This is a genomic window from Candidatus Nomurabacteria bacterium (assembly GCA_023898665.1).
In the GTDB taxonomy this organism is placed as follows: Bacteria; Patescibacteriota; Saccharimonadia; order Saccharimonadales; family HK-STAS-PATE-42; genus HK-STAS-PATE-42.
The window spans coordinates 208977-233394 of sequence record CP060233.1 but is presented as its reverse complement, the minus strand read 5'-3'; the positions used below and the strand labels follow the sequence as shown (position 1 = coordinate 233394).

At 39.8% G+C, this 24418-nt stretch carries 30 protein-coding genes and 3 tRNA genes; 13 read left to right on the top strand and 20 right to left on the bottom strand.

Annotated features, from left to right (window positions below):
- Nucleotide 1: 1 nt before the first annotated feature.
- Complete coding sequence (locus tag H6799_01350) at nucleotides 2–817, bottom strand: hypothetical protein (GenBank protein USN97724.1); 816 nt, start codon at nucleotides 815–817, stop codon at nucleotides 2–4.
- A 182-nt stretch (nucleotides 818–999) separates the two neighbouring features.
- Between H6799_01350 and H6799_01345 the strand changes: the two genes are divergently transcribed.
- Both H6799_01345 and H6799_01340 read left to right on the top strand, forming a co-directional pair.
- Nucleotides 1000–1076 (top strand) — tRNA-Val (locus H6799_01345).
- A gap of 17 nt (nucleotides 1077–1093) precedes the next feature.
- Nucleotides 1094–1765: a DUF4145 domain-containing protein gene (locus H6799_01340; protein ID USN97723.1), complete on the top strand. Its 672-nt coding sequence runs from the start codon at nucleotides 1094–1096 to the stop codon at nucleotides 1763–1765.
- On the opposite strand, the gene tgt is transcribed toward H6799_01340, so the two are convergent.
- Nucleotides 1752–2846, bottom strand: a complete 1095-nt coding sequence (tgt, locus tag H6799_01335; protein USN97722.1) for a tRNA guanosine(34) transglycosylase Tgt — start codon at nucleotides 2844–2846, stop codon at nucleotides 1752–1754. The genes H6799_01340 and tgt overlap by 14 nt on opposite strands.
- A 144-nt stretch (nucleotides 2847–2990) precedes the next feature.
- Here tgt and H6799_01330 point away from each other — a divergent pair, with 144 nt between their 5' ends.
- Both H6799_01330 and H6799_01325 read left to right on the top strand, forming a co-directional pair.
- A complete protein-coding gene (locus H6799_01330) occupies nucleotides 2991–3194 on the top strand; it encodes a hypothetical protein (protein USN97721.1) in 204 nt (67 codons plus the stop codon).
- A 30-nt stretch (nucleotides 3195–3224) separates the two neighbouring features.
- Nucleotides 3225–3632, top strand: coding sequence for a hypothetical protein (locus H6799_01325; GenBank protein USN97720.1), 408 nt, complete (start codon nucleotides 3225–3227; stop codon nucleotides 3630–3632).
- A 1-nt stretch (nucleotide 3633) separates the two neighbouring features.
- Here H6799_01325 and H6799_01320 read toward each other — a convergent pair whose 3' ends face one another.
- The 7 genes from H6799_01320 to H6799_01290 form a co-directional block, all read right to left on the bottom strand.
- The gene (locus tag H6799_01320; GenBank protein ID USN97719.1) at nucleotides 3634–5307 is read right to left on the bottom strand and encodes a hypothetical protein; all 1674 of its coding nucleotides are present in this window, start codon (nucleotides 5305–5307) and stop codon (nucleotides 3634–3636) included.
- A gap of 15 nt (nucleotides 5308–5322) precedes the next feature.
- Entirely contained in the window at nucleotides 5323–5691 is a 369-nt protein-coding gene (locus H6799_01315) for a hypothetical protein (protein USN97718.1), read from the bottom strand.
- An 82-nt stretch (nucleotides 5692–5773) separates the two neighbouring features.
- Nucleotides 5774–6361, bottom strand: a complete 588-nt coding sequence (locus H6799_01310) for a hypothetical protein (protein USN97717.1) — start codon at nucleotides 6359–6361, stop codon at nucleotides 5774–5776.
- 80 nt (nucleotides 6362–6441) lie between these two features.
- A complete protein-coding gene (locus H6799_01305) occupies nucleotides 6442–7335 on the bottom strand; it encodes a hypothetical protein (GenBank protein ID USN97716.1) in 894 nt (297 codons plus the stop codon).
- A gap of 44 nt (nucleotides 7336–7379) precedes the next feature.
- Nucleotides 7380–7967 (bottom strand): hypothetical protein, encoded by a 588-nt coding sequence (locus H6799_01300; protein USN97715.1) that lies wholly within the window; start codon nucleotides 7965–7967, stop codon nucleotides 7380–7382.
- Between the two features lie 87 nt (nucleotides 7968–8054).
- Entirely contained in the window at nucleotides 8055–9149 is a 1095-nt protein-coding gene (locus H6799_01295; protein USN97714.1) for a hypothetical protein, read from the bottom strand.
- 55 nt (nucleotides 9150–9204) lie between these two features.
- Entirely contained in the window at nucleotides 9205–10701 is a 1497-nt protein-coding gene (locus H6799_01290) for an ABC-F family ATP-binding cassette domain-containing protein (GenBank protein USN97713.1), read from the bottom strand.
- A 293-nt stretch (nucleotides 10702–10994) separates the two neighbouring features.
- Here H6799_01290 and H6799_01285 point away from each other — a divergent pair, with 293 nt between their 5' ends.
- The 6 genes from H6799_01285 to H6799_01260 all read left to right on the top strand — a co-directional run bounded on the left by H6799_01285 (nucleotide 10995) and on the right by H6799_01260 (nucleotide 15183).
- Nucleotides 10995–11351 carry a type II toxin-antitoxin system RelE/ParE family toxin gene (locus H6799_01285; GenBank protein ID USN97712.1) on the top strand — a complete coding sequence of 119 codons (357 nt, stop codon included), beginning with the start codon at nucleotides 10995–10997 and terminating at the stop codon, nucleotides 11349–11351.
- Nucleotides 11344–11763: an XRE family transcriptional regulator gene (locus H6799_01280; GenBank protein USN97711.1), complete on the top strand. Its 420-nt coding sequence runs from the start codon at nucleotides 11344–11346 to the stop codon at nucleotides 11761–11763. The genes H6799_01285 and H6799_01280 overlap by 8 nt, the downstream gene beginning before the upstream one ends.
- A complete protein-coding gene (locus H6799_01275; GenBank protein USN97710.1) occupies nucleotides 11763–12203 on the top strand; it encodes a hypothetical protein in 441 nt (146 codons plus the stop codon). The genes H6799_01280 and H6799_01275 overlap by 1 nt, the downstream gene beginning before the upstream one ends.
- A gap of 376 nt (nucleotides 12204–12579) precedes the next feature.
- A complete protein-coding gene (locus H6799_01270) occupies nucleotides 12580–13086 on the top strand; it encodes a hypothetical protein (GenBank protein USN97709.1) in 507 nt (168 codons plus the stop codon).
- A gap of 268 nt (nucleotides 13087–13354) precedes the next feature.
- A complete protein-coding gene (locus H6799_01265; protein ID USN97708.1) occupies nucleotides 13355–13636 on the top strand; it encodes a hypothetical protein in 282 nt (93 codons plus the stop codon).
- A gap of 377 nt (nucleotides 13637–14013) precedes the next feature.
- Nucleotides 14014–15183, top strand: a complete 1170-nt coding sequence (locus tag H6799_01260; protein USN97844.1) for a recombinase family protein — start codon at nucleotides 14014–14016, stop codon at nucleotides 15181–15183.
- Here the strand turns inward: H6799_01260 and H6799_01255 are convergent.
- The 8 genes from H6799_01255 to H6799_01220 form a co-directional block, all read right to left on the bottom strand.
- A tRNA-Asp gene (locus H6799_01255) sits at nucleotides 15142–15217 on the bottom strand. The two genes, H6799_01260 and H6799_01255, sit on opposite strands and share 42 nt — an antisense overlap.
- An 81-nt stretch (nucleotides 15218–15298) precedes the next feature.
- The gene (locus H6799_01250) at nucleotides 15299–16432 is read right to left on the bottom strand and encodes a peptidylprolyl isomerase (GenBank protein USN97707.1); all 1134 of its coding nucleotides are present in this window, start codon (nucleotides 16430–16432) and stop codon (nucleotides 15299–15301) included.
- Nucleotides 16425–16925 (bottom strand): PH domain-containing protein, encoded by a 501-nt coding sequence (locus H6799_01245; GenBank protein ID USN97706.1) that lies wholly within the window; start codon nucleotides 16923–16925, stop codon nucleotides 16425–16427. The genes H6799_01250 and H6799_01245 overlap by 8 nt, the downstream gene beginning before the upstream one ends.
- A 30-nt stretch (nucleotides 16926–16955) precedes the next feature.
- On the bottom strand, nucleotides 16956–17453 hold the full coding sequence (locus H6799_01240; GenBank protein ID USN97705.1) for a GNAT family N-acetyltransferase: 498 nt from the start codon (nucleotides 17451–17453) through the stop codon (nucleotides 16956–16958).
- A gap of 10 nt (nucleotides 17454–17463) precedes the next feature.
- The gene (locus H6799_01235; protein USN97704.1) at nucleotides 17464–18672 is read right to left on the bottom strand and encodes a diaminopimelate decarboxylase; all 1209 of its coding nucleotides are present in this window, start codon (nucleotides 18670–18672) and stop codon (nucleotides 17464–17466) included.
- 15 nt (nucleotides 18673–18687) lie between these two features.
- Nucleotides 18688–18763, bottom strand: a tRNA-Arg gene (locus H6799_01230).
- A 34-nt stretch (nucleotides 18764–18797) separates the two neighbouring features.
- The gene (locus H6799_01225) at nucleotides 18798–19382 is read right to left on the bottom strand and encodes a nucleoside-diphosphate kinase (GenBank protein USN97843.1); all 585 of its coding nucleotides are present in this window, start codon (nucleotides 19380–19382) and stop codon (nucleotides 18798–18800) included.
- Nucleotides 19383–19475: 93 nt separating this feature from the next.
- Complete coding sequence (locus tag H6799_01220; GenBank protein USN97703.1) at nucleotides 19476–20324, bottom strand: undecaprenyl-diphosphate phosphatase; 849 nt, start codon at nucleotides 20322–20324, stop codon at nucleotides 19476–19478.
- Nucleotides 20325–20466: 142 nt separating this feature from the next.
- Between H6799_01220 and H6799_01215 the strand changes: the two genes are divergently transcribed.
- Complete coding sequence (locus H6799_01215) at nucleotides 20467–21438, top strand: tyrosine-type recombinase/integrase (protein ID USN97702.1); 972 nt, start codon at nucleotides 20467–20469, stop codon at nucleotides 21436–21438.
- On the opposite strand, the gene H6799_01210 is transcribed toward H6799_01215, so the two are convergent.
- The 3 genes from H6799_01210 to H6799_01200 are packed head-to-tail and all read right to left on the bottom strand — an operon-like array spanning nucleotide 21407 to nucleotide 22892.
- Entirely contained in the window at nucleotides 21407–21865 is a 459-nt protein-coding gene (locus H6799_01210; protein USN97701.1) for a hypothetical protein, read from the bottom strand. The two genes, H6799_01215 and H6799_01210, sit on opposite strands and share 32 nt — an antisense overlap.
- A gap of 4 nt (nucleotides 21866–21869) precedes the next feature.
- A complete protein-coding gene (locus tag H6799_01205; GenBank protein ID USN97700.1) occupies nucleotides 21870–22373 on the bottom strand; it encodes a hypothetical protein in 504 nt (167 codons plus the stop codon).
- Nucleotides 22374–22376: 3 nt separating this feature from the next.
- Nucleotides 22377–22892, bottom strand: a complete 516-nt coding sequence (locus tag H6799_01200) for a hypothetical protein (GenBank protein ID USN97699.1) — start codon at nucleotides 22890–22892, stop codon at nucleotides 22377–22379.
- Between the two features lie 118 nt (nucleotides 22893–23010).
- Here H6799_01200 and H6799_01195 point away from each other — a divergent pair, with 118 nt between their 5' ends.
- The gene (locus tag H6799_01195; protein ID USN97698.1) at nucleotides 23011–23295 is read left to right on the top strand and encodes a hypothetical protein; all 285 of its coding nucleotides are present in this window, start codon (nucleotides 23011–23013) and stop codon (nucleotides 23293–23295) included.
- Between the two features lie 47 nt (nucleotides 23296–23342).
- Nucleotides 23343–24416 carry a redox-regulated ATPase YchF gene (gene ychF / locus H6799_01190; protein ID USN97697.1) on the top strand — a complete coding sequence of 358 codons (1074 nt, stop codon included), beginning with the start codon at nucleotides 23343–23345 and terminating at the stop codon, nucleotides 24414–24416.
- The last annotated feature ends 2 nt before the right edge of the window (nucleotides 24417–24418 follow it).

Below are 24418 nucleotides of genomic sequence, written 5' to 3'. Positions count from 1 at the left end.
TTTATGTAAAACTTGTTACCCTCTTCATCCTCCTCTGTTGAATACATATCATCCAAGTAGTAATCAGCATGCCCAGAACGCTTATACAACTTCTCCTAGCCAAAACTGGAGTTGCGACAAACTGGTACTCCCGCTCTTGTTCTTCCTGACGCATATAGCGCATCAACAGCTCTTTTATCTTCTCCCCCCTAGGCATCAGAAGAGGTAGTCCAGCGCCAACGTCAGGGGTTATAAAAAATAGCCGCATCTCTTTACCAAGTTTCCTATGGTCACGTTCTTTAGCAAGCTCCTGTCTTTCAAGATACTCTTCTACCTCTGTTTCTGTTGTAAATGCGACCCCGTATATTCTGGTCAGCATGATGTTTTTTTCATCACCTCGCCAGTAAGCCCCAGCAGTCCTGGTCAACTTAAAGCTCTTTGGATCAATCTTGCTCAAGTCGTCAGCATGACCTCCCTTACAAAGGTCATCAAAACCACCGCAAGTATACATAGTTAGGGTTTTGCCACCCTCAGCAAACTCCTCAGCCAGCTCAAGTTTGTATTTATTATCACCAAAAACTTTCTTAGCCTCATCCAAGCTAACCTCTTTTTTATCAAAGTTAGTCCACTCCTTGAGCTTCTTCCTCATCGCCTCTTCTATCTTCGGTAGATCATCCTCAGAAATCTTACCATTAATCTCAAAATCCTGATAAAAGCCATCCTCAATAGTCGGCCCAATGGCGTTTAAACTACCAGGATACATCTCCTTAACAGTTTGTGCCAACAGATGAGCCAAACTATGTCTTATACCTTCGATATTATTTTTATCTTCACTCATATTATCTTTCAATTTAAATCTAAATTATTTCAATTAATGCTCATTCTGCCGAGCCAGCTTCAAACTAACCCCGAAGGGTCGTCTTTTGCGTGGTTGAAATAATTATATTCAGAAAACTCATATTACTCTTAAGCACTAATTATAACACCGCCTATCTGTTATAATGAAACTAAGTTTAATGGGGGCGGTTAGCTCATTTGGCTAGAGCGCTACATTGACGTTGTAGAGGTGACAGGTTCGAATCCTGTACCGCCCACCAAACTTTTGACCAAGACCATGACGAGTAACTATTCAATAAATGCACATACCAGTAGAGGCACTAAACATTCTAGCTTTGATAAGAAGCCGAACAGCTGCCCGCATTGCTTCACTACGATAGACGCCCCTCCACATAGCGGGTACATAGCAGCAGGCTCAAAGCTAAGGATAGTATATTCCTGCACTAACGAGGACTGCCTAGAGATCTTTATTGGTAACTATGAGGAGCATGCCGAGGAATCTGGCCACTACGCTTTTATCGACACATCATTTGGCAACCCAAGGAAATCCTCTTTCCCGGATACTATAGCTAAGATTTCACCAAACTTTATTGAGATATATAACGAATCTTTTGAAGCAGAACAGCTAGGGATCAGGCATTTAGCAGGTCCAGGCTATAGAAAATCTCTGGAGTTCTTAATTAAAGACTACTTAGTAGAACAAGATCCAGATAATGCCAATGATATTAAGAAGAAGTTCCTTGGAAAGTGTATTGAGGAGAATCTGGATAATGCAAGAATTAAGTCAGCCGCCAAAAGAGCCTACCTAATAGGCAATGACGAGACTCACTACGAGAAGAGGCTGAATGATAAAGATATTGAAGATCTAAAGACTCTCATTAAAATATGTGTTGACTTCATAGATATGAATATCCGATTAGACCAATACGAGGAAGCTATTCCAGATTAGTCATCTGCTTACTTTCGCACAACCTTTGCAAATATCTCAAATTATGAATACTCGCAAGAGCCCCAGCTAGGGGCTCGTTTGCTTTAAACTGGGCCCTAAACCAACTCTTACTAAACCCGTTTGAGCAAGCATAACAGTCACAGCCAACTTCTATCGGATCATTATCAATCTTAAACTTCTCTACTTTGATAGATATTTGTTTGTCGCTAGCGATCCAGACACTACCGTGACGAGCATTACGAGTCGGCAGCACACAATCAAACATATCAATTCCACATTCAATCGCCTTTCGCATATCCACTGGGTGTCCAACCCCCATTAGATAGTGTGGTCGAGGAGAATCATCAAACTTATCACTCAAAAACTCTAGCATCTCGTGCATCTCTTCTCTAGTCTCCCCTACAGAAAGGCCACCGATAGCGATACCATCAACAGGCTGAGATTGAATAAAACTAAGAGATTCTAACCTTAATTCTCTAGATAGTCCGCCCTGAACAATGCCAAATAACTTAGGTCCGCCACCTTTAGGAAAATTCTTTTTAAGTAGCTTCTGGTGCTCTTTAACACAGCGATCTAACCATCGGTGGGTTCTTTCCATAGCCTCCCTTTGCCGATGGCGCTCATTATGAAGATCTACCACATCATCAAAGGCCATAATAATATCAGCTCCCAGATCATGCTGAATCTGTATAGATTTCTCTGGAGATATAAAAATAACATCTCCGTTAACAGGATTCCTAAACTTCACCCCTTTTTCTGTAATCTTTCTTATTTTACCTAGAGAAAAGACCTGGAAACCTCCAGAATCCGTCAGCATCGGACCCTCCCAACGCATCCACTGAGCAGTCCCACCACCGTTTTTAACCACTCCTTCTCCAGGAGAAAGGTGTAAATGATAAGTATTTGCAAGAAGAATTCCCGCCCCCGTTGACTTAACTAACTCAGGAGAAAGAGACTTAACAGCTCCCCGAGTACCAACAGGCATAAAAGTAGGCGTCTTTACTTCTGATCCATTACGGAATTTTAAAACACCATTTCTTACACCACTTGTTGTACTAGTTACAGAAAAAAAATCACTCATTAATATAGTTAATTATAACAGAGGTAGATCAACATTGTTAGTGTTCTCATGTTCAAATACAAAAATAACCCAAAGCGCTTAACTTTGCACTCTTCTAAATAGACTCCTAAAATACTACGAACCACTATAAATTTCTAAAAAACTATGCAGAAAAAGTCCTCAAGAAATAGTTTAAAGAACAGATTGATCGGTAAGAGAATAAAATCAAAAAAAATTACCATATCTGAGAAGTCTACAGACTTTTTTGAAGATATACCTCTATACAGACCCAATCAAATTAAACCAGTCCGAAAGCTAGGCAAAATACACCTGTACCGCTCGAGAAAGTCTAAATCCACAAAAGCATAAACTTTTTCCACTGGATTTTTCTCCAGCTGTATGTCAATATATAGACATATGCAATGTCCAATTTGTAATACTAAACTTAAGACGATTAATTCGAGAAAAACCAGTAATGGAGCCTCAACTTGGCGAAGAAAGCACTGTCCTAAATGTAATCTGACTGTTACCTCTAGAGAACACTTAGACTTAAGCCAGCTGATTAAAATAAACAATATACCTTACTCTAGAACTAAACTAATTGCCAAAGTTTCTAAGATATCTTCTAAGTCTGCAGAAGATGATTTAATAGATATCATTAATACAATTGAAAATAGATTATTAAAATTCATTCAGCATAACCACTCTATATCAGAAAAAATGTACATCTCAGAAATTATCAAAATATTAGAGAAACTCGATAAACCAGCTTGCCTTAGGCTCAAAGCAGAAATTGAAGAAAATTAAATTAATCTTTTCTTCGATGCTTTTCTGTAAAATCAAACTTATCGTAGTATTTACCGAGTAGTAATCTAGTTTGAGAATAAAAGCCTGTCGTCGCCCCATAGAATAGTCCAGTCAGAGGAGTTAAAACCCACTGAATCCATATAAATATTGACCTACTCTTCTTATACCTTTCTGGTCTTGGAGGTAGAATTTTATACGCAACATAAATACTGGTTAGGACTCCTAGCATTGTAAAAGTCTGGATCCATCTAGCTACAGCAGGAAGTTGGTGAGCTACAATACTCGCATCCGAGTCTCTAGCGAACATTATTGGAAGCCATGCTCCTACTGCTAGAATTACAGGGGCAGCTGCCCACGAAACATCGTTCTCAAAGTGCCTTAAAAATCTTGATAAAGTTGGCCAGAAGGGTACTCCATCAATCTTTTCTTTGCCAAACAAACCTCTTGTCCAAATATAAGGTATATCACTAACCCCATAGGCCCATCTTCTAAGTTGTACAAATTGGGATCTAAGAGTATCTTTATAGTTCACTCCGATAACTGCATCTTGATAATTTGGAACAAACATTGACTCTACCCTATACCTACCCTTAAAAGCCATGTAACTTCGCCAATACTGATGACCATCCTCTACAATCGTTCTTTTACTCCAAAAATTAGTCACCAAAAGTGAAGCTAAACTTTGAGAGTGAGAAGAAAAGTTTCTTTGCAAGTGTGGCCTAGATGCTTGCAACAGAGTATAAAAACTATTACCCACCGCTAAAATCCTCATCGGTGCCGGCGCATCCCAAATATTATTAGTATAAATAGCTAACGGCTGATAGCTGGCCTGATCGCGGTTAAAGTTAATTAAGTAGACATAAGAAAGATGACCTAAGTATTCTTTATGCATTATGCAATCACCATCCATCCCTGTTATCATAACTCTCTCAGGCACAATCTTCATTTTTTCTAATTCTAAAAGAAGTTTTCTAGCTCCCCAATCTATATTTCCTCCCTTACCTATTAACTCACCTGGCAAACCAGCCGGATGCTCAGTAACAATAATCCTTAAGAACCTATTCTTAAACTCTTCTACTATTTTAGCCACAGTTTCAGCATTTTTAGCTCTGGCTCTAGCTTCTGGGCAAATTTGTAAAATAACTTTACCCTTAACATCATAATTTTGAGAAGCAGCCGCTTCAATTGTATCCCTAACCACCTCATATGGTTCACTTACCAAGGGCACCATTACTACATGGATTAAGTCCTCCGGAGTCAGTACTTCATCAGTTGATACTATAAACTTACTCAACCACTGCTTTCTAAGCTGATCTAATCGAGTTATCTTTCTTCTTACCTCTAGCGAGTTTAAATTTTCTCGCGCATTATAATAATCGTCAACTAATAGCTTGCACCACTCTACTCCTTCAATCTGGTCAGTGGTTTTTAAAGTGCCAAGTGCTTTTATAGCCATAGCCACAGTCCTAAAAAACCAAACCATCATAAAAAGTAGAATTAAGAAACCAGCGATATCAGCCCTCCACATCCCAACTAGTATTGGCAAAATGATTACGAAATAACTTGTTAAGCCAGGTAGAATTTCAAAAAAACGATAATTTTTAGACTTTTTACCAAGCGGGATCTCTAGCTTTCTTAGATCTTCTTCGCTCAATCTTAAGTTATGACCGGCCATATTTTTAAATTCCCTTTAAATTAAGCTGCTTAACCCAGCAACTCTAAATAGAACTGCAAAAGCCAGAATCTGGAAACATATCCCTAAGATTAAAACTCCATTTCTATAAAGAGGATCTAGCTTTCTTAGCCTAGCAGAGTAAACAAACGCCATAACTAATAAGCCTAGAGTTATGAGTAATAATAAATAAGAATTCCACCATCTACCCTGTACTACTTCATTACCCGCAATTAATCTAATCGGAACTTTTACCTCAGATGTTTTAGTCCTAAAAAATACTATTACAGCGCTTAATAAGAAAACAAATACATTAGCGATACTTAAGCTATAAAACCACAGGTCAGAGTTTGTTCTTCTTACAGTCTTTTTTTCTTGTGGAGCCATTAGCAAAACCTCTTAACTTTAAGAGTCTATAAATATAAGCTTAATTATAGCAGTTTAATACAGCTTTTTTAGTTAAAATATCTTACTTTTTTGAAGAAGTCTTCTTAGCAGAAGATTTTGAGTTAGACTTTTTATCTAATTTCTTAGTCAAATCAGAAGTCTCTAAAGATTTACCACTGTATTTAGACTTGATTTGGAATAGCAACCAGAATCCGAAAGCTGATCCTACTAAGCCAAACAAGAAACTACCGAACCCTCTCCCAGTAATAAATAGACTAACAACTGAGTACCCAACATTAATTAATGCTGCCAAAAAGAGCATGTCCCACCCTCTTTTCTCTCTATCTTTCAAGCCACTATAAGCCATTAGCAAAACTAGTGCCTCAACTAACAGGACTAGTGCCCCGACATAGATCAAAAACTTATCTGTGCTAGAAAGACCATATACTCCACCTGTTAAAACTGAATAAGATTTAATAAATTGATCAACTTGTTCTGCAACGTGAGCTAACTTATATACCCAATACGCCGCTGCCAATTGAAATAAACCACCAATTAAAGCCAATAGGGGCATGACCTTTGCCACTGATTCTCTTGCTGATTCAGAGATATTTGGTAACCCACTTAGCATTTTCCCAACACTTACTTCTGCTTTTTGTAATTCTTTCATAAAAATCCTATAAATTTATCCTTAATATAGCCAAAAGTATACATTTATAAGATAAGAAAGGGCAAGTAAATAAAAGATGACTACCATTCAGATAATTTTGGCCAAGCTCCTATATTGTAGAGTAAATTAACCATTTTTCTATAAAACTCTAGTCTCAACTCTCTGTCCACAAAAGTAAACGGGCAACCTAAGGTAACGTCCACTTGCCCAGATAATCTTTCTTTAATTAACTGAGGTGACCAATCCGCATTCATAACCCATTCTGCGAAACCGGCATTAAGTACCACTCTCTTGAGTACAGGGTTATAACTTACGTATTTTGATAAGCTAAATTCATCTAATGTTGACTCACACACCCTTTCAATCATACTAGAAACTACAGGCAAATCTTTGAGGTGTGTAGATTGTCTGGCGATATAGAGCCCAGGAGACCTCAGTACCGTCTCTAATTGTTCTTCCTTCGTCATTAACCGACCTTCATCACTCTTTTGCAGTATTTTTAGTGCTACCCAAGCGGAGGTACATGCACTACTAACAGCATTCATTGATGCCGCCCTCAAGTTACCTGAGAAAGGGCAGACCATCGCTTTATACCTTTTCTCATACGCTGGTATAAATAAAGACCTTTTTTCAGATATCTCTTCCATAACTCCTAACCTCACAGGGTCAATGTTTATAAAAATAGCAGCATACAAATCCTCACCAACTACTGATCTAATTTGCTCAGCTAAGCCAGGGTTGTCCATAAGATCGGAGATTCCATCCCATTGTGAAAATAATACACTCTGAATACCCTTCTCTATAGGATCTACCAAAAGAGCATACTCAGCAATTTTCAAAGCAGCTAGATAGTTAGGATCAGACCTATAGCCAGGCTCTCTGCTAGCTCGATCTAGAAAATCTCCAGTCGCCAGTATCACATCGTCTGAGCCAACCAACTCCCTTACTAATTCTCTCCCCTCTCTAGTTTCCATATTCTTTGATTATTTTATTAAAGCCGCTTTAATACTAGAAGATACTAATAACATATTGACAGAGCATCCCAAAACTCACTCGGCAATTCAATACTCTTAATTGAACCATCTCCAAACCTTACAACAGATAAGCTGAAGCCATTTTTTGGGCTTTCTATCCCATCCGGTAGAGGCCAGATAGAAGAAGTTATTTCAATATCATCGCCCTCATTAAAAGCAGGGATTGCAAGATCATAAAGAACCAAGTCTTCATTACCAGTATTAATATAGGAGTAAGCATCTCCTGGCCTGATCTCTACTCGGTCTGTATCAAAGTCTATTTCTTCAACAACACCATTAGCTCGAGCAACTACCGCCTTGCCACTCCCACTAACAGAATCAACTTCAAATACCGCTACTTCATCGGGCTTAGTCACAACCACAGGCTCAGTCATACCACCGGGAGCAATTCTAAAGATAGCAGTATTACAGCCTTCCGGATAAGCTCTTCCCCCGCTATCTAACAAGTATCCAATAGTATATCCCCAAATCTGATATTTAGGTGAAACATCTTCATCTTGAATAAACGTTCCTTCAGCCTCCATAGGTTGCCCAGGAACATACACCTCAGAAGCAGGTTTCAGATCTTTCATATAAACAAATAATACCACAAAAGTGGTATGTAAGTCTATAGTGGCGGACCGTAACGTTGGAAGTCTGGAACTATTTTGTTAATAGCTCTATCCTACCCTTGGGTCCTGAGGCAAGGCTTCAAGTTCGCGGGTAACAGTTGGAGGATAGTGAAGTCTAACCCTTCCTTTACCATCCTTGCGCATCTCTCCAGGACCAACAGAACCTAAACGGTTATTTACCCATAACTTCGACTTCCCCATCTTTATAGCTATTTTAGAGGGAGTCAAGTAGTCACCAGCATCTGGGTATTCTTCAATAGAGTCTCGTTCTGCTTTTAGAGCCTCTACTACACTTTGTGGATAATGGACTCTATCTACACCTTGTGCATCTTGTCTCACCTTTGTCAGCTTAGCATAAGGTCCAAGGCGAGCCTTACACCAGTTATAGGACCGCCCGACCTGCCCAGGAATTGATTCTGCGGTAGACCAGCCAGCTTCAGCTTCAGGAGCCCTCTCGGCCTTAGCGATATCAATTAATCCATATGCCTCAGTTGGCCAGTGTTCGAGTAGTTTGCCTGTTAAAGCAGACCTTCTAATCTCTGGAGCAATACCTGCCTCAACAAGTCTTCTCACAACCCATTCTCTATCCTCACCAGAGACAGCAACAAGCTGATCAGTGTTAGGTAGCCCATCATCTAGAGCGAACTGCATAGATACCTCTCTGAGCCTCTTTAGGACACCTTTTCTGTACATCTTTGACTCTCGGCTTGATCTCATTTCAGTGGTAGTATGCTTAATCTCAAGTTCCCCTAATGTCTTATTAGTCCACCCCCAAGATCGCCCTATACCTTCGGCAAGCTGCCTTATAGTAAGTAAACTAGGCAAAGATTGCCACTCCCTCCTCCACTCGAGCTCATCTCTCAAAAGAGGTAGAGTAAAAGAGGGGTAGCAGGATATGGTCATGCCACCAATAACCTGTGGCTCAGGTGCTATCCCAAATTCCTTAACAGCCCGGTAGACCCATCTAACATTAGTTCCTATCTCCTCAGCAAGCATAGATGGCGGCAAAGGCCCTGCAGTCTCTTCGTGATAATCACCTAGATAGGTTAGCCTCCGAGCAATATCACCCATGGCACCGCATACATCTTCAGTAGTGCGTGAAAAGTGAATTTCTGGACTGTCTGTTCGAGTTTCATCAGTCATTATACCGAGGTATTATCCATTCCAACGGCAACGAAGCGCAAGCATAAGCTTCTCGCTACTGCAAATTAATAAATCTAGAAATCGCAAGTTTTTCTACAAAATATTTATCGTGACTAGCCAATATTATAGCCCCTCCAAAATCCTTAAGAGCATTTTCAATGGCCTCTTTTGTCTGCATATCTAGGTGGTTAGTTGGTTCATCTATAACCAGAACATCAGGCTGTGTGAGCATCAGTTTCACAAAACCAAGTTTAGCCTGCTGGCCCCTTGATAGCTCAGAAATTTTTTTATCGGCAGACTGCTTAGATAGACCAGCTTTTATGCAAAGCAGATAACATCTAGCCTTATCTTTTTCCAGGTTATTCAGCTCTTCCAAGGGTGTTTTAAATTGGTCTAATCCGTACACATCCTGACTAAAATATCCAAAAGTTAAGCCCTCACCTAACTCAACATCACCCGAGTCAGCACTTAGCTTACCAACTATAATACTCAGCAAAGTAGACTTACCCGATCCGTTCTGACCACTTACCAACAGCCTTTCCGGACCCCTCACTTCGAGACTAAAATCGGCAATTACACCCTTCTGAGCAAAACTTTTATTCAAGTCATTTAACCTCAAGACGATCTTTGATCGAGGTATAACTGCGTCCAGCCTCACATCCAATACCGGAACCTTATTTGGCTCTGCTACTTCATCTAGTTGATCCAGCTTAGAATGAGCCGCTTTAATCTTACGGCCCAACCCAGCCTCGGACCATGACCTCTTCGTATTAAAGCCCATCTTACCTTCATGCTTCGTTTTATCAAACTTTTCTGAAGATACCTTATTAACCCTTTGCTTGTTGGTTCCTATATAACTTTCCAGCTTTTTCTTCTCACTTAGGCTAGTTAAATACTCGTCCTCCTGAGCTTTCTGCTTAGCCTCAAGTTGCTCTCTGTAAGAAGAGTACCCTCCACCGTAGCTAGCCAGCTTCTTATCTTCAATAGCCACTATACTCTCAACCACATCATCCAAAAAGACTCTCTCATGGGAGGCAATTAAGACTCCACCTCTGTAATCTTCTAAAACCCTTTTTAACCATTCAAGCCCTTCAGAGTCTAAGTTATTGGTTGGCTCATCCAATAACAAACATTCTGGAATGTCTTCGCCCGCCAATATTAAACCTAGCCCCAGTCTAGTCTTCTGACCTCCACTCAAAGACTTCAGTTCAGAATCTATATTTAGGGCTGTTAGACCACTTATGTCCAAGGCTAGTTCACCACGCCACTCATCAGCACCGAATCTCGCTTCAAACAAATCTTTTAGGCTCTTATTTAAATTCCCTAAATCCACTTCTTGAGGAAGATAACCAGGAGTTTTTAGCCTAATCTGGCCAGCATTCGGACTAAGCTCACCAATAATGAGCTTCATTAGAGTACTTTTGCCGCTACCATTAGGACCTACCAACCCTACAATCTCACCACTGTTTAGGTTGAGATCGAGTTCCTCAAACAATTTATCTTCGCTGGATTCAAAAGAGAAATCCAGATTATCTATATCAATAACAAACATATTTAAAAGCAATGCTCCAAAACATTAAATTTACTTAAATTTTGGTTGCTAAAATATTCCCTTACTTACGAAGGGATTATCTCAGACTTTTATTGCTTTTGTCTCATGGTTTATTATTTAGATCCTCTGGATTTGGTTAACTTAAACTTAATTATACAATGTTAAACAAATTATAACAAGCTCCAAGAAGACACCGAGAGAGGTAACCTATTCGAGACTACCGATCTCAGTTATCGAGCTTAATCCACTACAATCTATTTACACTAGGTATCTTTTTTGATAACATTATAGTCATGAACCAAACATTCAAGGTAGAGGTCCACCACTGCACAAGCTCAAGTAAGGCCCCCTTCACGGAGGCTTTAGCTCAGTTCGAGGGGGTCTCAGTTGAGCTGAGGGATAAGGTTCTCAAAGGTTTAGAGAAACTCCAGTACAGGTTCAACTGGGGGAAATCTGGCTTTACAGAATACATAGCCAAGGGGGTCTATTGTATGAGAATAATACACAAGAATACTATAGCTAGAGTATTCTTCACGATGATAAAGGGCAAAATATATCTATTAAACGGATTTGTAAAAAAAACTCAACAAATGCCCAAACGGGAAATTGAAAAAGCCATATATCACATGAAGGAGGTACACTATGCTTAGCAAAGAAATACGCGACATAATAAAAGAGGTAGACAAACGTGACCCGGAATCAAAAAAGAGACGGGCTAGTTACGAAATCTTCTTCAATCTATCCTTAGATATAGCAAAACTCAGGCGCAGTAAGGGTCTGTCTCAAAGACAATTGGCAAAAATCCTAAAAACAAGTCACCCATCGATTGCCAGGTGGGAGAGCCCTGGATATGAGAGTTACAACCTCAAAAAGCTCGTCGAACTCGCAGACGTACTCGACCATAGCATCGAGATAAGGTTCTTTCCATCTCAAAGCTTTGCTACATCTACAGTAAACGCATTGCATACTTGGGCTAACAGCACCTTTAAATCAATAAAGGCAGAGTTAGTGCCCACTACACTCATGTCCACGAACATAGAATTAAAAGGAGGAACACAGTAATGATTGAACACATTTGGACTATTATATGCAAAGAGAGCAAGATAGATTCTGACACAAACTCTATCACTATTATTGACGCCCTTGAAAACTTAAACTTCGACATACCGGAAGCAGAAGTAAACTTTCAAAAAGGCAAAACTAACCTATTTAATGTACCCTTTGAAATAGTCTCGATGTTTTACAGAGATAAAAAAGGAAGAATAGAGACTCACGATTATTATGTAGATATAATTGACCCATCCAGCAAACAAATAGGGAAAGTTGAAGCAAAAATCAGATTCGAACCTCAGCACAATCGTATGAGGTCCAGGATTAAGTTTGACACCATAGGAGTGACTACAGAAGGAGTCTACAAGTTTAAGTTGTACTTAAAGAAAAAGGGCGAGAAGGACAAGCTACTAACGAGTATTCCTCTAGAGATTAATATAAACTTCAAATAGGCTTGTTGAGTTTAGCACTGTTCCAAAAACACTAACTTAAGAGAAGAAAAAAAAGGGGGGGTCCCTATGTACCCTTTCCCCGTTAAACGCCAAGCGCGGTGAGTGGGACTATTTTCGCGTATGGAAAAAAAGTAAAATAAGTAGATACTAATTGAGCTGAATTAACCCGTATGCCAATGGTATAATCCAAGGAGTCTAAATCTGCAACAGAAAAGAACGCTTTTAAAGCGAAGTTGAACCTGCTAATGGGCAGCTACGTAAAAAAGCAATTGGGTTCAACCCTGTTGTGGGTTTAGACAACTAGCGTGGCTGTCCTTTTTGTTATCTAAGAATAGCCTCCTAGAATTAACCAACAATTAATAACCAAGGAGGTTATATGAAAAAGAGAGATAAAGGGCTAAAACAGCCAGATGGCAGGAAAGAACATCCTGTACTAGGGTTTATCGTTATAGCTATCATCATATTCATAGTAGCAAGCGCTATCAGTGGGGGCAAGAAAGACTCCGACGATAAGTCTTCCAAAACTTCATCCAGCCAAGCAAGCACACAAGATAATTCCACTACTCCGGCTAAAGTAGAGAATACAGTATCTCAAGATGCTGCTGAGAAATACTGCCAAGATGCAGCACTTCTAGGGAAGTACATTGATCTAAATAAGATTAGCATTATCAAAGTCACTGCCTATGATCCTCAATTCAATGATAGTGGCACTAAAGCCTCCAATGGAGATACCATCTATGACTTCCAGTGGATTGGTCAGAATAAAGAAACTAAAGAAAACGTTCTATTTGTCTGCTCAGTAAGTGGTACTGATGACAACATCACTCTCCATAACCTAGCCATTAGTGGCCAGGTAGTCTACGGTCCTGTTGATCAGCAATAAAAAGATTGACAGTAAAGGCTGTGCTTTGCATAATGAAAAGTATTAACACCGAATGAAGTGTTAGAGTGTCATTCCCAAAGGGATAGCATGTACCTAATCAATATTAATCATTCGTAATCTTTTATTCTGTGCGGAACAGAACGTACCGCCTTAGCAGAATCGGTTGGAGAATATGGGATTGTAAGTAGAACGAGAGACGGACTCGGTTGTTTTAAAACGGGCTTACATGCGACTTAATTGGAGCTTAAACTCCAGAAGGTCATCCATAATGTCCAACTCAACCAATACTAGAAGGTGTGGCTCCATACCTTCACTAATAAAGAAAAATAACAGCTCAGTAAATAACTTCTCTACCGAAGCCCAGACGCTATTTAAATTTCTGGAGCTTATAGTAGATATAAAATACCGCAAAAAATACGGTCATTCTCTTGGCGAAAATGACACCAGATACGGAAGCCAAGAACAAAACAAGAAAGTCGTAGCAGACCAAATATCCTCCGTTGATAATATCGGTCTGCTACGACAGAATTCAACGGAGGATATTTGGTAATGGAAGAGCATCCTAAATCTAAGTGCTATGTCTACTTTCGTCGATCTCAAGATCGTGAAGACAGGCAGTATAACTCCTTAGAAAAACAAGATCGTAACACTCGCCAAGTAGTTAACGATAACGGTCTATCCCCCACTTTTTTACCACCGGAGGAAAGATCGGCATATAAGCCTGGCCGTCCCATATTCAACGATATGATCCAAGGCATTAGAGACCATAAAGCTCGCTATATAGCAGTTTGGCACCACAGCCGCCTGAGTCGCAATGCATATGACACAGGGCAAATCATTCAGCTGATGGATGACGGTGACTTGCTGGCGATATATACACCTGGACGAGTCTTTAGAAACACCTCCACAGACAAAGCATTCCTATCAATTGAGCTAACATTCGCAAAGAAAAATAATGACGACCTAAGTGACCAAGTAAGAGATAGCTTTGTTGAAAAACGCAATCATGGTGAATATCCTGGACCAGCTCCTCTTGGCTATATAAACTCAATCCTTGGGCCAAAAACACGTAATATTACTCCCGATCCAGAAAGAGGCTGGCGAGTACAAGAATGCTTTGAATTTGCAAGCACAGGTACCAATACACTAACCGATGTATGGAAACACGCCATAGATATAGGTTTGAAGTCTCGGAGAGATAAACAAATAAGTAAACCTACCCTAGCAGACATGCTAAAGCGCCGTGTTTATACGGGAGTGTTTAAGTATGGTGGCGATGAGTGGCATCAAGGGGCCTACAAGCCCCTTATATCTGTAGAAACCTATGACAAGGTACAAATTGCCATGGGATGGAGAAAAAGCTCAGGTAAACACCCCTCTACTACATCAGGTAGGCAATATACCTACAAAGGCTTAATGCTTTGCCAAACGTGCAAGTTCAATATCACGGCTTACACAAAGCCCAAAAAGCTAGCCAATGGCAGTGAAGCCGAATATATATTTTATACATGCACAAAAAAGAACAAGAGAATTAAGTGTAACGAGCCCCAACTAGCAGACCGACTCATAGAAACAGAGGTGCTGGCTCACATGCAAGAATATGAGATCAGTGAGAAGGATAGCAAGGAGTGCTCAAACTGGCTGGACCAACACTATAATGAATTCGTCAAAGAACGAGCGCGCTTTAAGCCGCTCTGGCTCAAAGACATGAGACAGGCTCAGGGAGCATTAGAGATATTGGACGATAAGCTGGAAAGTGGAGTAATGACTGACGAGCGCTATAAGCTTAGGGCTGCCAAGCACGAAGAAACTCTGGCTAGAACCAATAAACTCCTTAAAGAATCAGAAACAGACGCCAGCAGGTGGCTAGAGCTAGCAAAGGAAACTTTTTCAGGAGCAGTTAACCTTGGTGAAGTCTTCAAAGAGGCTAATGACCAAGAAAAACGCCAACTCATGATATTCCTAGGTTCGAACTGGTTTTTAGGCAATAAAAAAGTGACTCTAACAGCTAGGGAGCCACTTAACTTGTTGCATGTCAGCAACCGAAATACGGATTGGCGGGCCCGACCAGGATCGAACTGGCGATCTCCTCCGTGACAGGGAGGCATGTTAACCACTACACCACGAGCCCATAGCAGAAGAAAGTTAACTCTTCTCAACATACAATTATACCATCAACCCCTGAGAATAATAAAGACGCAAATATTTTAGGTTACTCTTGAGGAACCTCGTCTTGCTCTACAAATTTAATATGACGAGTTATCTTACCTTGATTCTGAAGATCTTGCAGATACTCATCTACTGTTTTAAACGGAATACGAATCATCTCAACCTCTTTTTCATCCTCAGAGTATGTCTTAGTATTTCTAAACAAATAGAAAGAGTCATTAGTAATCACCACTTCAGAGTTACTACCTTCTGGCAGATTCTTTAAAGTTTCTAGAATCGTATAGCTAAAGTTTGCATTATTAAGCTTTAAATTGATACGGCCAATCTTACCACCATTAAGCTTACTTGATTCATCTTGAGAAAGCTCTTTAGCAACATCACCAAATACAGCACCAGCAGCTAATTTATCCCGTGCAGCATTAATATTATTTTTGGCGCTCTGATCTAAACTAGCCAAGACCTTCTTTTTTAACAAAACATCTTTATAAAATCTCTCATAATCACTAACTTCCCAACCATAATGAGCTTTTAAAGTAGTCGCAAGCTCATCTCTGTCAGAGTTACCCCTGTAAGTTAGCAGCTCATCAATCGCATCTTCAACTTCTTTATCGCTAACATTAATGCCCAGCTCTTTTGCTTTTGCTCTAATAAAAGTATAGCCTTCTGCTTGAGCTAAGGCTTCGATCTTTTTTTGCTCAATTATCCTATTTCCATCTTCAGTGTTTACATCAATTTTCTCTGCCCCGACTCCATTGAACTCAACTAAATAATGTACATTTTGTTTTAATATAAATAGATACTCTTCATAAGAGACTTTATGTCCATCAACAACACTGGCGTCATAAGGAGCTAATCTCGCAAGACTATAAGCTAAATTACTGTAACTCTGTCTAACCTGTAGTAAGTAAAAACTGTATATAAAAAAAGAAACTACTAACCCAAAGATTACAGCTAGAGATCCCATCATCACATGGAATCTTGCCTTCTTCAGGGGTTTTTTAAGCTTTCTGCCCCGTTTAAGAGCCTCTTCTCGGTGTACCCTTAGGGCTTCTTGCAGCTGTGGATTATCGATTGGTGCCGCCACCTGAGTAGTTTTTGCGTATGACGGAGTACCGTTGCCGCGAGTAGTAGATTTTTTTCTAACTACCCTTTTACCCACCTCACTAATCTTATTCATCAAAACCTCTAAACTTATTATAGTTTGCAGTCACTAGAGTATGCACTTTAGCCGGTCTACTAACCTTCTCTAGTACTATATCCCCAGACTGTGTCTGTATAACAATTGTACCAAATCCTAAGACTGCTTGCACCAGTCCTTTTGTTGCATAATTTGTGTTCATTATACTCTCGTAGGGGATATCAACCACACCCCTTCTAAACAGACCTTTTTGGGAAATGATTTCAAGACCACTGTTACTCAAAATAGTTACACTAAACCACCAACTCACGAATTGGCCAAAAAATAATAGCCCAAATAAAGAGATAATAAGTACCATAATCTCAGACCTAGCTCCTAACTTCCCCCCTCCAAATACTGCGAGTGCTCCTATAATTAAAAAAAGTAAGCCCTTATCTAGCGCAACCCAGTGCCTTCTCAGTACTGCAAGCACTTCTTTAGATCCACGTTTTACATGAGCACCACCCTCAACCTGTTGACTTTCATCATCCATATTAAGCTTAAGTTTAGCACAAAATAAACTCTATAGATCCTTAAGCATGTATATGCAGTGATCTACAATCTCAAGTTTAGATCCATCATCTTGTTGCTCATACCAAATACTGTCAAACTCTCCAATTCCTGCATCTTTGTAGCCAAGCCTTTCATATAATTCTCTAGCCCTTTTATTTGATGTATCAACAGCAAGACCAACCTTTTTATAACCTAAGCTTTTACAAATCATCTCAGCCTCTTCTATTAGTTTTCGACCAATCCCTTTGGAACGCATTTCATCAGGATAAGTACCAATTGCATTCAATTCTGGAAGGAATCCAAGCCTCTCTTTCACATATTCTTCACCTGAACCAACTAATATAAGGTTTAAATGACCAACAGGTATATCATCTAGCCAAGCCACTAAATATTCAGAATCGCCCTTCTCTTGAGATTCAAAACGTTTATCATGGAACTCTGGTCGAGGAATAGTTCTCTTGAGAACATCGATATCCTTCTCTTTGCACTTCCTAATTTCAATATCCATAATTAATTTATTACTCGACAAAAACAACTTCTGCTTGAGGGAAGCTGTTATACCCTACAGTACTGAAGCCATAACAATATGCCCCGGCTTCTTCTACCACAAGATAATCTCCAATTTCTGGATCTTCTAATTCTCGAGGTTCAATCTCTTCTGGGTTGCCGGGTGCCATTGTTAAACAGTCACTACTCTCACAGCAATGACCCGCCACAACAAACTCCTTAATCCCACCGAGCTTTTTATTACCATTCGCCGAGACCGTGATTAATTTATGCTGAGCTCCATACATTGCTGGGCGCAGTATCTCGGTCATGCCAGTATTTACTCGAATAAAGTTATACCCATCACTTCCTGTATCGGTTTTATCAATGATTTTTGAAACTAAAGAGACCGCATGAACTACCATTAGTCTTCCCGGTTCAATCTCGAGTTTAAGTTCTCTATTATAGTCTTGATTAAACTTAACTAATTTATCAGACAAAACCTCAGCAATCTTGATCATATCTGCATCATGTTGACCGTGCATATAAGCTGCCTTGAAACCACCTCCAATAGAAACAAAGGTCACATCAGGTAACTTCTCGGCTAGGTCTAGAGTAGTTTCTAGAGCAGAAACCCACTCCATTGGATCCGTGCCCGTACCTATGTGAGTATGCAAAGTAGTAATTTTTGTACCTGCCTCTTTTGCTTTATTTAAAACTTCAGGAATATACTCATACCAAATACCAAAGCTAGCTGATACTCCACCGGTAGTAAGACGCTTGTTGTAGCCACTTCCTACTCCAGGATTAATTCTTACTCCAACATCTTTGCCTGGGAATAACTCTAAGTATTTATCTAATTGATGTAAGCTAGTCGCATTGAATCTCACACCTTCTTCAATAATTTCTCTAAACTCCTTATCGGATGGTGGGAGCTCCTGAGATGTTAGAGATATGTCTTTGCCATTAACTCCATTTTCAAGTGCAAGCTTTACTTCGTAGTAACTACTCGCATCAATACCAATTCCTTCACTACATAGAGTCTTGATAACCTCTGGGTGAGGATTTGCTTTTAAAGCATACTTAACCTCTCCACCATATGGGAGTCTCTTCGCTGAAGTAAGAAAAGTCTGAGCAGATTCTTTTAGTTTACTTTTAGAAACCACATATATCGGCAAGTAATGATCTGTCATTATTTCACGGACATCAGACTCAGTTAGAAAATTTAAAGTATCAATCATAAAATCTATTATTAATGGTGCCCCGGGTAAGAGTCGAACTTACAACCTCTTCCTTAGGACGGAATTGCTCTATCCATTGAGCTACCGGGGCTAAACTTAAGGAAGATTATACCAAATAATTAAACCTAGAGAATCATCATACGCTGATGAACTGTCTCATACTCATAAATCTCTTCTTCGCTGAACCAAAGGTTAACTTCAAACTCAGCCTCGTCTTTTTCACCAGAAGCATGTACTAGATTTCTAATAGGTCTCTTGCCCTCATTCCCAAGAGCAGAAGAATCAAAAGAGAAATCACCACGAATAGTGCCCGGAGCAGCATTAAGCGGAAGAGTTGAACCTATGAGTTTCCTTACAACTTCTATTGCATGAGGACCTTCAATAACAAACGCAAATACTGGTCCAGAAGTTAAGTTATCAACCAACCAGCCCTGAATCATTAGCCCAATCTCTTTAAGATCTTCTGTTCCAAGATCTTCCATAAGGTCTTTGCCCTGAGCCTTGTAGTTATCAACTGTTTTCTGGGCCATTCCCAAGATAAACTCTTCTCTATCTCTAGGATAATGCTTGTTTGCAAGATCCTCACTAGCCTTGATAAGTTTAGCCCCCACAATCTTTAAGCCCACTCTCTCAAAACGAGAAACAATCTCTCCCATTAGACCTCTCGAAACTGCATCAGGTTTTAAAATAACTAAAGTTCTCTCAATCATAACTTTCTCTCTTTCTTCTCCTCCATAGTTTATAGCGGCGTAGGAGTAATTTAAATTTTTATTTTGGGCTATTTCAGTCTCCAATAAAGATAACTATAGCAAAACAAACACAATAACAGCTAGACCTAGCATGACTCTATAGGCACCAAAAGGCCTCAAGCCTCTCTTTTTAACAACATCCATTAACAAATAAACTGCCCCTAAACCAATCAAAAAGCTCGCTAAGTTACCAGCTACAAACTGACTAAAATGATTGGCTACAAAATCCCGTCCTTCTGAGCTCACACTAAGCTTAAGTGTCGCGCCAAGAATTACAGGAAGCCCAATCAAAAAACTAAACGCAGCCGCGACCTCCACCTTCATGCCCGTCATTATTCCTACAAGGATCGTAATGCCAGATCTTGATGTCCCAGAAATCAAAGCAAAAGGCTGCACTAAACCTACAATTAAAGCTTGCTTAAAACTAACCTCTTGAACAATATTTGTGTTCAAGTTCTCTCTTGTAACATGATTAGACTTAGTAAAAACCATCAACATCCCAACCGTTAAAAGCATTATTGTTACAGTTATTGGCCCATGGAGATTGCGCTCGATAAAATCACCAAATACTATCCCTATAATTACTGCTGGAGCCACTCCAACAAAAAGTTTTAAAAGCACATCCCTCTTCTGATTTAAGCTTAAGGCCTTATCGAAAAGATCCGAGATAATCTTCCAGATCTGCTTTCTAAAAAAGATTAAGATGACCAAAATAGTCCCGAAGTTAAGTAAAGTCTCAGATGTAAAAGTACTCGGAATATTTAAAAAATCGGCCACTAGAACTAAATGCCCAGAACTACTCACAGGCAGGAACTCAGTAGCGCCCTGAACTCCACCCAAAATAATCGCCTGCAAAACTGTTATCGCATTCATTCCCCTAATTTTACCATTCTCTAATTTCATCGCAACAAACCTTAAGCCGCCATCAAAAAAATTGTCTGAGCAGAGGCTAGTTAAGCTTAAGCAACATCTCTGCTCTATCGAGACTCACCACAAAGCAAAACATGAGGACGACGACATAGGTCATGGGTGTATACTGAAACTAATGTCGCAAAATAAATCTCCATATCTTAGTGAACTAATAGTCGACTTTTTAGAGTATTTAGAAATTGAACAAAACCGCTCTCAGTACACTATTAGAAACTATCACTTATACCTAAATCGATTAGTCGAATTTTGGGGAGATGAGCCTATAAATAAACTTACCGCAAATACTGTACGAAAATATCGACTTTGGCTAAACAGACTAGAAACCCCAGATGGTGGCGACTTAAGCGTCGCTACAAGAAATTATCACCTAATTGCTCTGCGACATCTCTTAAAATACTGCGCCAAAGTCGATATCGAAGCTCTTGCTCCAGATAAGATTGAGCTAGCCCATTCCACTAGAAAAGAAGTTACCTTCTTAAGCCAAGATGAACTTGAGAGATTATTTGCCCAACCAGACTTATCCAAACCAGCCGGACTCCGCGACCGCGCTATCTTAGAATTACTCTACTCAACAGGTCTTCGTGTCTCTGAACTTACTAAGCTTAATAAAGAACACGTTAATTTAGAACTCGGCGAATTCACCGTCCGCGGAAAAAGGCAAAAAGATAGACCAGTTTTTGTAACAGATTCCGCCAAACAAACTGTAGAAGAATATTTAGCAACCAGAACCGACAACAGCCCACCTCTCTTTACTAGACTTTCAGGGATCAAAAAAGTCGACACCTCCGGAGATTTATTAAGATTAACTCCCCGCTCAATTCAGCGCATGATCCAAAAATACGCACTCTCTGCAGGAATTACCAAAAAGGTTACCCCACATACCTTAAGGCACAGTTTTGCTACCAGTTTGCTCATGAATGGAGCAGATTTAAGAAGTGTTCAAAGCTTACTTGGTCACAGCAACATCGCTACAACTCAAGTCTACACTCACATCACAGACCCCCACCTAAAATCAGTCCACAAAAAATTCCACTCCGGCAACAAGCACGAGCCGACTAAAGAGACTCATACATCTTCCGATAATTAGGTCGACCTTCCTCCTCCAGCTGATGAATCATAAGCTTAACTATTCTTATCAGATTGTCTACATCATCAACCTCATTAAGCTTAACAAGACAATCTCTTAATGAGCTTATATTATTACCTAAATACTCAATAGTAGCTTTTCTATACCAATAACTATCACCATCGTATGGTGGCTCAATTGATTTCTTAAAACAATATACTGCCCGCTTCTGACTCGTACTATCTTGGAGATAAGCCCAGCACTGTCCTGCGTGGAACCAGAGCCATCTATCCGAAACCCCATTTACCTCCATATATTCTTCGATTAGCTCTGCTGCCTCACGATCTTTACCTAAGTCCTCAGCCAATAGTCGCCAACCAATTCTTTCATCATCTTCATCAAAAGCATCAATACTAAGTTTTAGTAGTCTATTCTTATCAATTTGCATATCTCTATTGCTCCTTCTTAAGCTTAGATACAATCTCATATCCATGATCTTCAGATCTTTTTATCTTTCTAAAGGTAAGCCTGCCAACAAAATAAACTTCAACACCGTAATCAATCATTGCCCTAAAGCCAGAGTCATACAAATCCTTACCACTAGGCCTAATTTCACTTCTACTAGTCCACTCACTCCCTCCTACTCCCTTATCAGGATCAAACGTAAATGATTCTGAAGGTAAGTGATAGATTGCCCCACCATGGTCTCTTCTTTTGAATTTTCTTTTACCCTTAACGATTAAATGCCAGGGTGTGGTAACTCCATTGCTTGTCCATCTGCTAATCTTCGCCCATTTACCATTTGTTTTAACCAAGAATATGGAGGCGAATGCCTTATCTGGCGTAGCAAAGACAACAGGCCCCTCACTCATGTCTCTTACCCCATTAGCACGAGGCTCAAAGACTTCAATGTCCTTATTAGATGAAGCATGATATAAAACATTCGGCTTTTCCATACTCTAGAACCTTACTATCCAAAAGCTTAGCCAGAAGGCCACAATCAGCAAACTCCCAAACGGAACTCTCTTAATCTTAAACTGCCAAGCAACCAGCATACCTACAGCCGATGCTAAGCTTATTGCCGCTAAAAGCTGAACTACGTTTAGAAAAAGCGCCACAACGGTCAGCAGCCTTACATCACCCCCCCCAATATCTCCTTCAAACAGCTGGAACATCCCCCAACCAATAAAGAAGAAGATAACTCCTCTTAAAATTGACACATCAAAATGAGCACCGGCTACTGCCATCCCTATGCCACCAACTAATAATCCAGTTAAACTAAAGTGGCTGACTTTATATTCTTTAATATCATCTCTAAAAATCTCCCAAGAAAAATATGCCGAAATTGCCACGGCAGGGGATAAAAATAAGCCCCCCTTAAATAAAAGGGATACTGCAAGCGCTATCCCTGCTAAATAATAAGATTCTATTGAGAGTAATTTCTTTTTAAATTTCTTAGCTTTAGATTTATTCATTTTTTGAACAGGTTTGTTAAAACGATCAAAGTTTGGTTATAATTCTACTACACATTGAACCAATCTCCGTATTCTCCAACAAATAAATACGGAAAAATTAAAACAAATTACCTAAAAAATGAAAATATTACACGCCCTTTGGTGGTGCGCGACATTGACCCTCTCGGCTCTATTTTTAGCCGGAGCAAGCTCACTATCTATAAACAATCACACATACGCAAGCCCCACCGCTAGTGAGATTAAGCACAATATCAATACCAGTCCAAAATCTACTAAACTTCGTATCCTCGGTGCATCAATGTTTTCATTCTCAATCTTAACCACCATCATAGTACTATCTCGAGAAATAAAAACCTCTCGACCCGACAAAGAACAGATCTTAAGAAAATACTACCGCTCATAATATTCACCTAGATATTCTCCCCGTTGAACCTGTTATAATATGCATATATGTCACTCAAAATTGGAATAGTTGGTCTCCCAAATGTTGGTAAATCTACCCTTTTTAACGCTCTTACAAAAGCTGGGGCTCTCGCCGCTAATTACCCTTTTGCAACCATTGAGCCGAATACTGGTATTGTCGAAGTGCCTGATGATCGCTTAAAAGCACTTGCTGAGCTTTACAATTCTAAAAAGATAATTCCAGCTACAATCAATTTTGTCGATATCGCCGGACTCGTTGAAGGAGCTTCAAAAGGAGAAGGCTTAGGTAATAAATTCTTAAGCCACATTCGTGAATGTGATGCCATTGCCCAAGTTGTAAGAGACTTTAAAAACGATGATATTCTGCACGTTGCAGACAGAATCCACCCCGCTCAAGACATTGAGATTATTAAAACCGAGTTAATCTTAGCCGATTTAGCCACCCTAGAAAAACGCATTCAAAACTTTAAAAAAGAAGTTAAATCAAACCCTAAATTAAAGCCTTTGGATGATTTATACCATTTAGTTCTTGAGAGTCTTCAATCAGGAGAAATACCTGATTTAGATGAAGAACAAAAAGCTGACCTAAAAGATCTTAATCTCTTCTCGACCAAACCAACCATGTATATCTTTAACGTCTCAGAAGAAGACTTACAAAATGATGAAAACAAACAAAAACTCCAAGCTCTTGTGCCGAATAACCCAGCTCTTTTTGTAAACGCCAAACTAGAAGAAGAATTAAGTGAGCTTGATGAAGAAAGCTCTTCAGAATTACTTGCCGAATACGGCCAAACAGAAAGTGGACTTCAAAAAGTAATTTCTAGCGCATATAAACTTTTAGGCCTACAGAGTTATTTAACAGCCGGACCAGAAGAAGTTAGAGCCTGGACCATAAAAACTGGCGCAACCGCCCCGCAGGCTGCAGGCGTCATCCATGGAGACTTCGAACGAGGTTTTATAGCTGCTCAAGTCATTAATTACCAAGACCTCATTGAAGCTGGCTCCGAAAGCGCTGTCAAAGCCGCCGGAAAAATCCACACCGAAGGACGGAACTACATCATGCAACCTGACGACGTCGTCGAATTCCGCTTTAACGTTTAAGC

Excerpts from the sequence above, each read along its gene's own strand:
- H6799_01350 (USN97724.1), bottom strand. The coding sequence starts at position 817 with ATGAGTGAAGATAAAAATAATATCGAAGGTATAAGACATAGTTTGGCT.
- H6799_01340 (USN97723.1), top strand. The coding sequence starts at position 1,094 with ATGACGAGTAACTATTCAATAAATGCACATACCAGTAGAGGCACTAAA.
- tgt (USN97722.1), bottom strand. The coding sequence starts at position 2,846 with ATGAGTGATTTTTTTTCTGTAACTAGTACAACAAGTGGTGTAAGAAAT.
- H6799_01330 (USN97721.1), top strand. The coding sequence starts at position 2,991 with ATGCAGAAAAAGTCCTCAAGAAATAGTTTAAAGAACAGATTGATCGGT.
- H6799_01325 (USN97720.1), top strand. The coding sequence starts at position 3,225 with ATGTCAATATATAGACATATGCAATGTCCAATTTGTAATACTAAACTT.
- H6799_01320 (USN97719.1), bottom strand. The coding sequence starts at position 5,307 with ATGGCCGGTCATAACTTAAGATTGAGCGAAGAAGATCTAAGAAAGCTA.
- H6799_01315 (USN97718.1), bottom strand. The coding sequence starts at position 5,691 with ATGGCTCCACAAGAAAAAAAGACTGTAAGAAGAACAAACTCTGACCTG.
- H6799_01310 (USN97717.1), bottom strand. The coding sequence starts at position 6,361 with ATGAAAGAATTACAAAAAGCAGAAGTAAGTGTTGGGAAAATGCTAAGT.
- H6799_01305 (USN97716.1), bottom strand. The coding sequence starts at position 7,335 with ATGGAAACTAGAGAGGGGAGAGAATTAGTAAGGGAGTTGGTTGGCTCA.
- H6799_01300 (USN97715.1), bottom strand. The coding sequence starts at position 7,967 with ATGAAAGATCTGAAACCTGCTTCTGAGGTGTATGTTCCTGGGCAACCT.
- H6799_01295 (USN97714.1), bottom strand. The coding sequence starts at position 9,149 with ATGACTGATGAAACTCGAACAGACAGTCCAGAAATTCACTTTTCACGC.
- H6799_01290 (USN97713.1), bottom strand. The coding sequence starts at position 10,701 with ATGTTTGTTATTGATATAGATAATCTGGATTTCTCTTTTGAATCCAGC.
- H6799_01285 (USN97712.1), top strand. The coding sequence starts at position 10,995 with ATGAACCAAACATTCAAGGTAGAGGTCCACCACTGCACAAGCTCAAGT.
- H6799_01280 (USN97711.1), top strand. The coding sequence starts at position 11,344 with ATGCTTAGCAAAGAAATACGCGACATAATAAAAGAGGTAGACAAACGT.
- H6799_01275 (USN97710.1), top strand. The coding sequence starts at position 11,763 with ATGATTGAACACATTTGGACTATTATATGCAAAGAGAGCAAGATAGAT.
- H6799_01270 (USN97709.1), top strand. The coding sequence starts at position 12,580 with ATGAAAAAGAGAGATAAAGGGCTAAAACAGCCAGATGGCAGGAAAGAA.
- H6799_01265 (USN97708.1), top strand. The coding sequence starts at position 13,355 with ATGTCCAACTCAACCAATACTAGAAGGTGTGGCTCCATACCTTCACTA.
- H6799_01250 (USN97707.1), bottom strand. The coding sequence starts at position 16,432 with ATGAATAAGATTAGTGAGGTGGGTAAAAGGGTAGTTAGAAAAAAATCT.
- H6799_01245 (USN97706.1), bottom strand. The coding sequence starts at position 16,925 with ATGGATGATGAAAGTCAACAGGTTGAGGGTGGTGCTCATGTAAAACGT.
- H6799_01240 (USN97705.1), bottom strand. The coding sequence starts at position 17,453 with ATGGATATTGAAATTAGGAAGTGCAAAGAGAAGGATATCGATGTTCTC.
- H6799_01235 (USN97704.1), bottom strand. The coding sequence starts at position 18,672 with ATGATTGATACTTTAAATTTTCTAACTGAGTCTGATGTCCGTGAAATA.
- H6799_01225 (USN97843.1), bottom strand. The coding sequence starts at position 19,382 with ATGATTGAGAGAACTTTAGTTATTTTAAAACCTGATGCAGTTTCGAGA.
- H6799_01220 (USN97703.1), bottom strand. The coding sequence starts at position 20,324 with ATGAAATTAGAGAATGGTAAAATTAGGGGAATGAATGCGATAACAGTT.
- H6799_01215 (USN97702.1), top strand. The coding sequence starts at position 20,467 with ATGTCGCAAAATAAATCTCCATATCTTAGTGAACTAATAGTCGACTTT.
- H6799_01210 (USN97701.1), bottom strand. The coding sequence starts at position 21,865 with ATGCAAATTGATAAGAATAGACTACTAAAACTTAGTATTGATGCTTTT.
- H6799_01205 (USN97700.1), bottom strand. The coding sequence starts at position 22,373 with ATGGAAAAGCCGAATGTTTTATATCATGCTTCATCTAATAAGGACATT.
- H6799_01200 (USN97699.1), bottom strand. The coding sequence starts at position 22,892 with ATGAATAAATCTAAAGCTAAGAAATTTAAAAAGAAATTACTCTCAATA.
- H6799_01195 (USN97698.1), top strand. The coding sequence starts at position 23,011 with ATGAAAATATTACACGCCCTTTGGTGGTGCGCGACATTGACCCTCTCG.
- ychF (USN97697.1), top strand. The coding sequence starts at position 23,343 with ATGTCACTCAAAATTGGAATAGTTGGTCTCCCAAATGTTGGTAAATCT.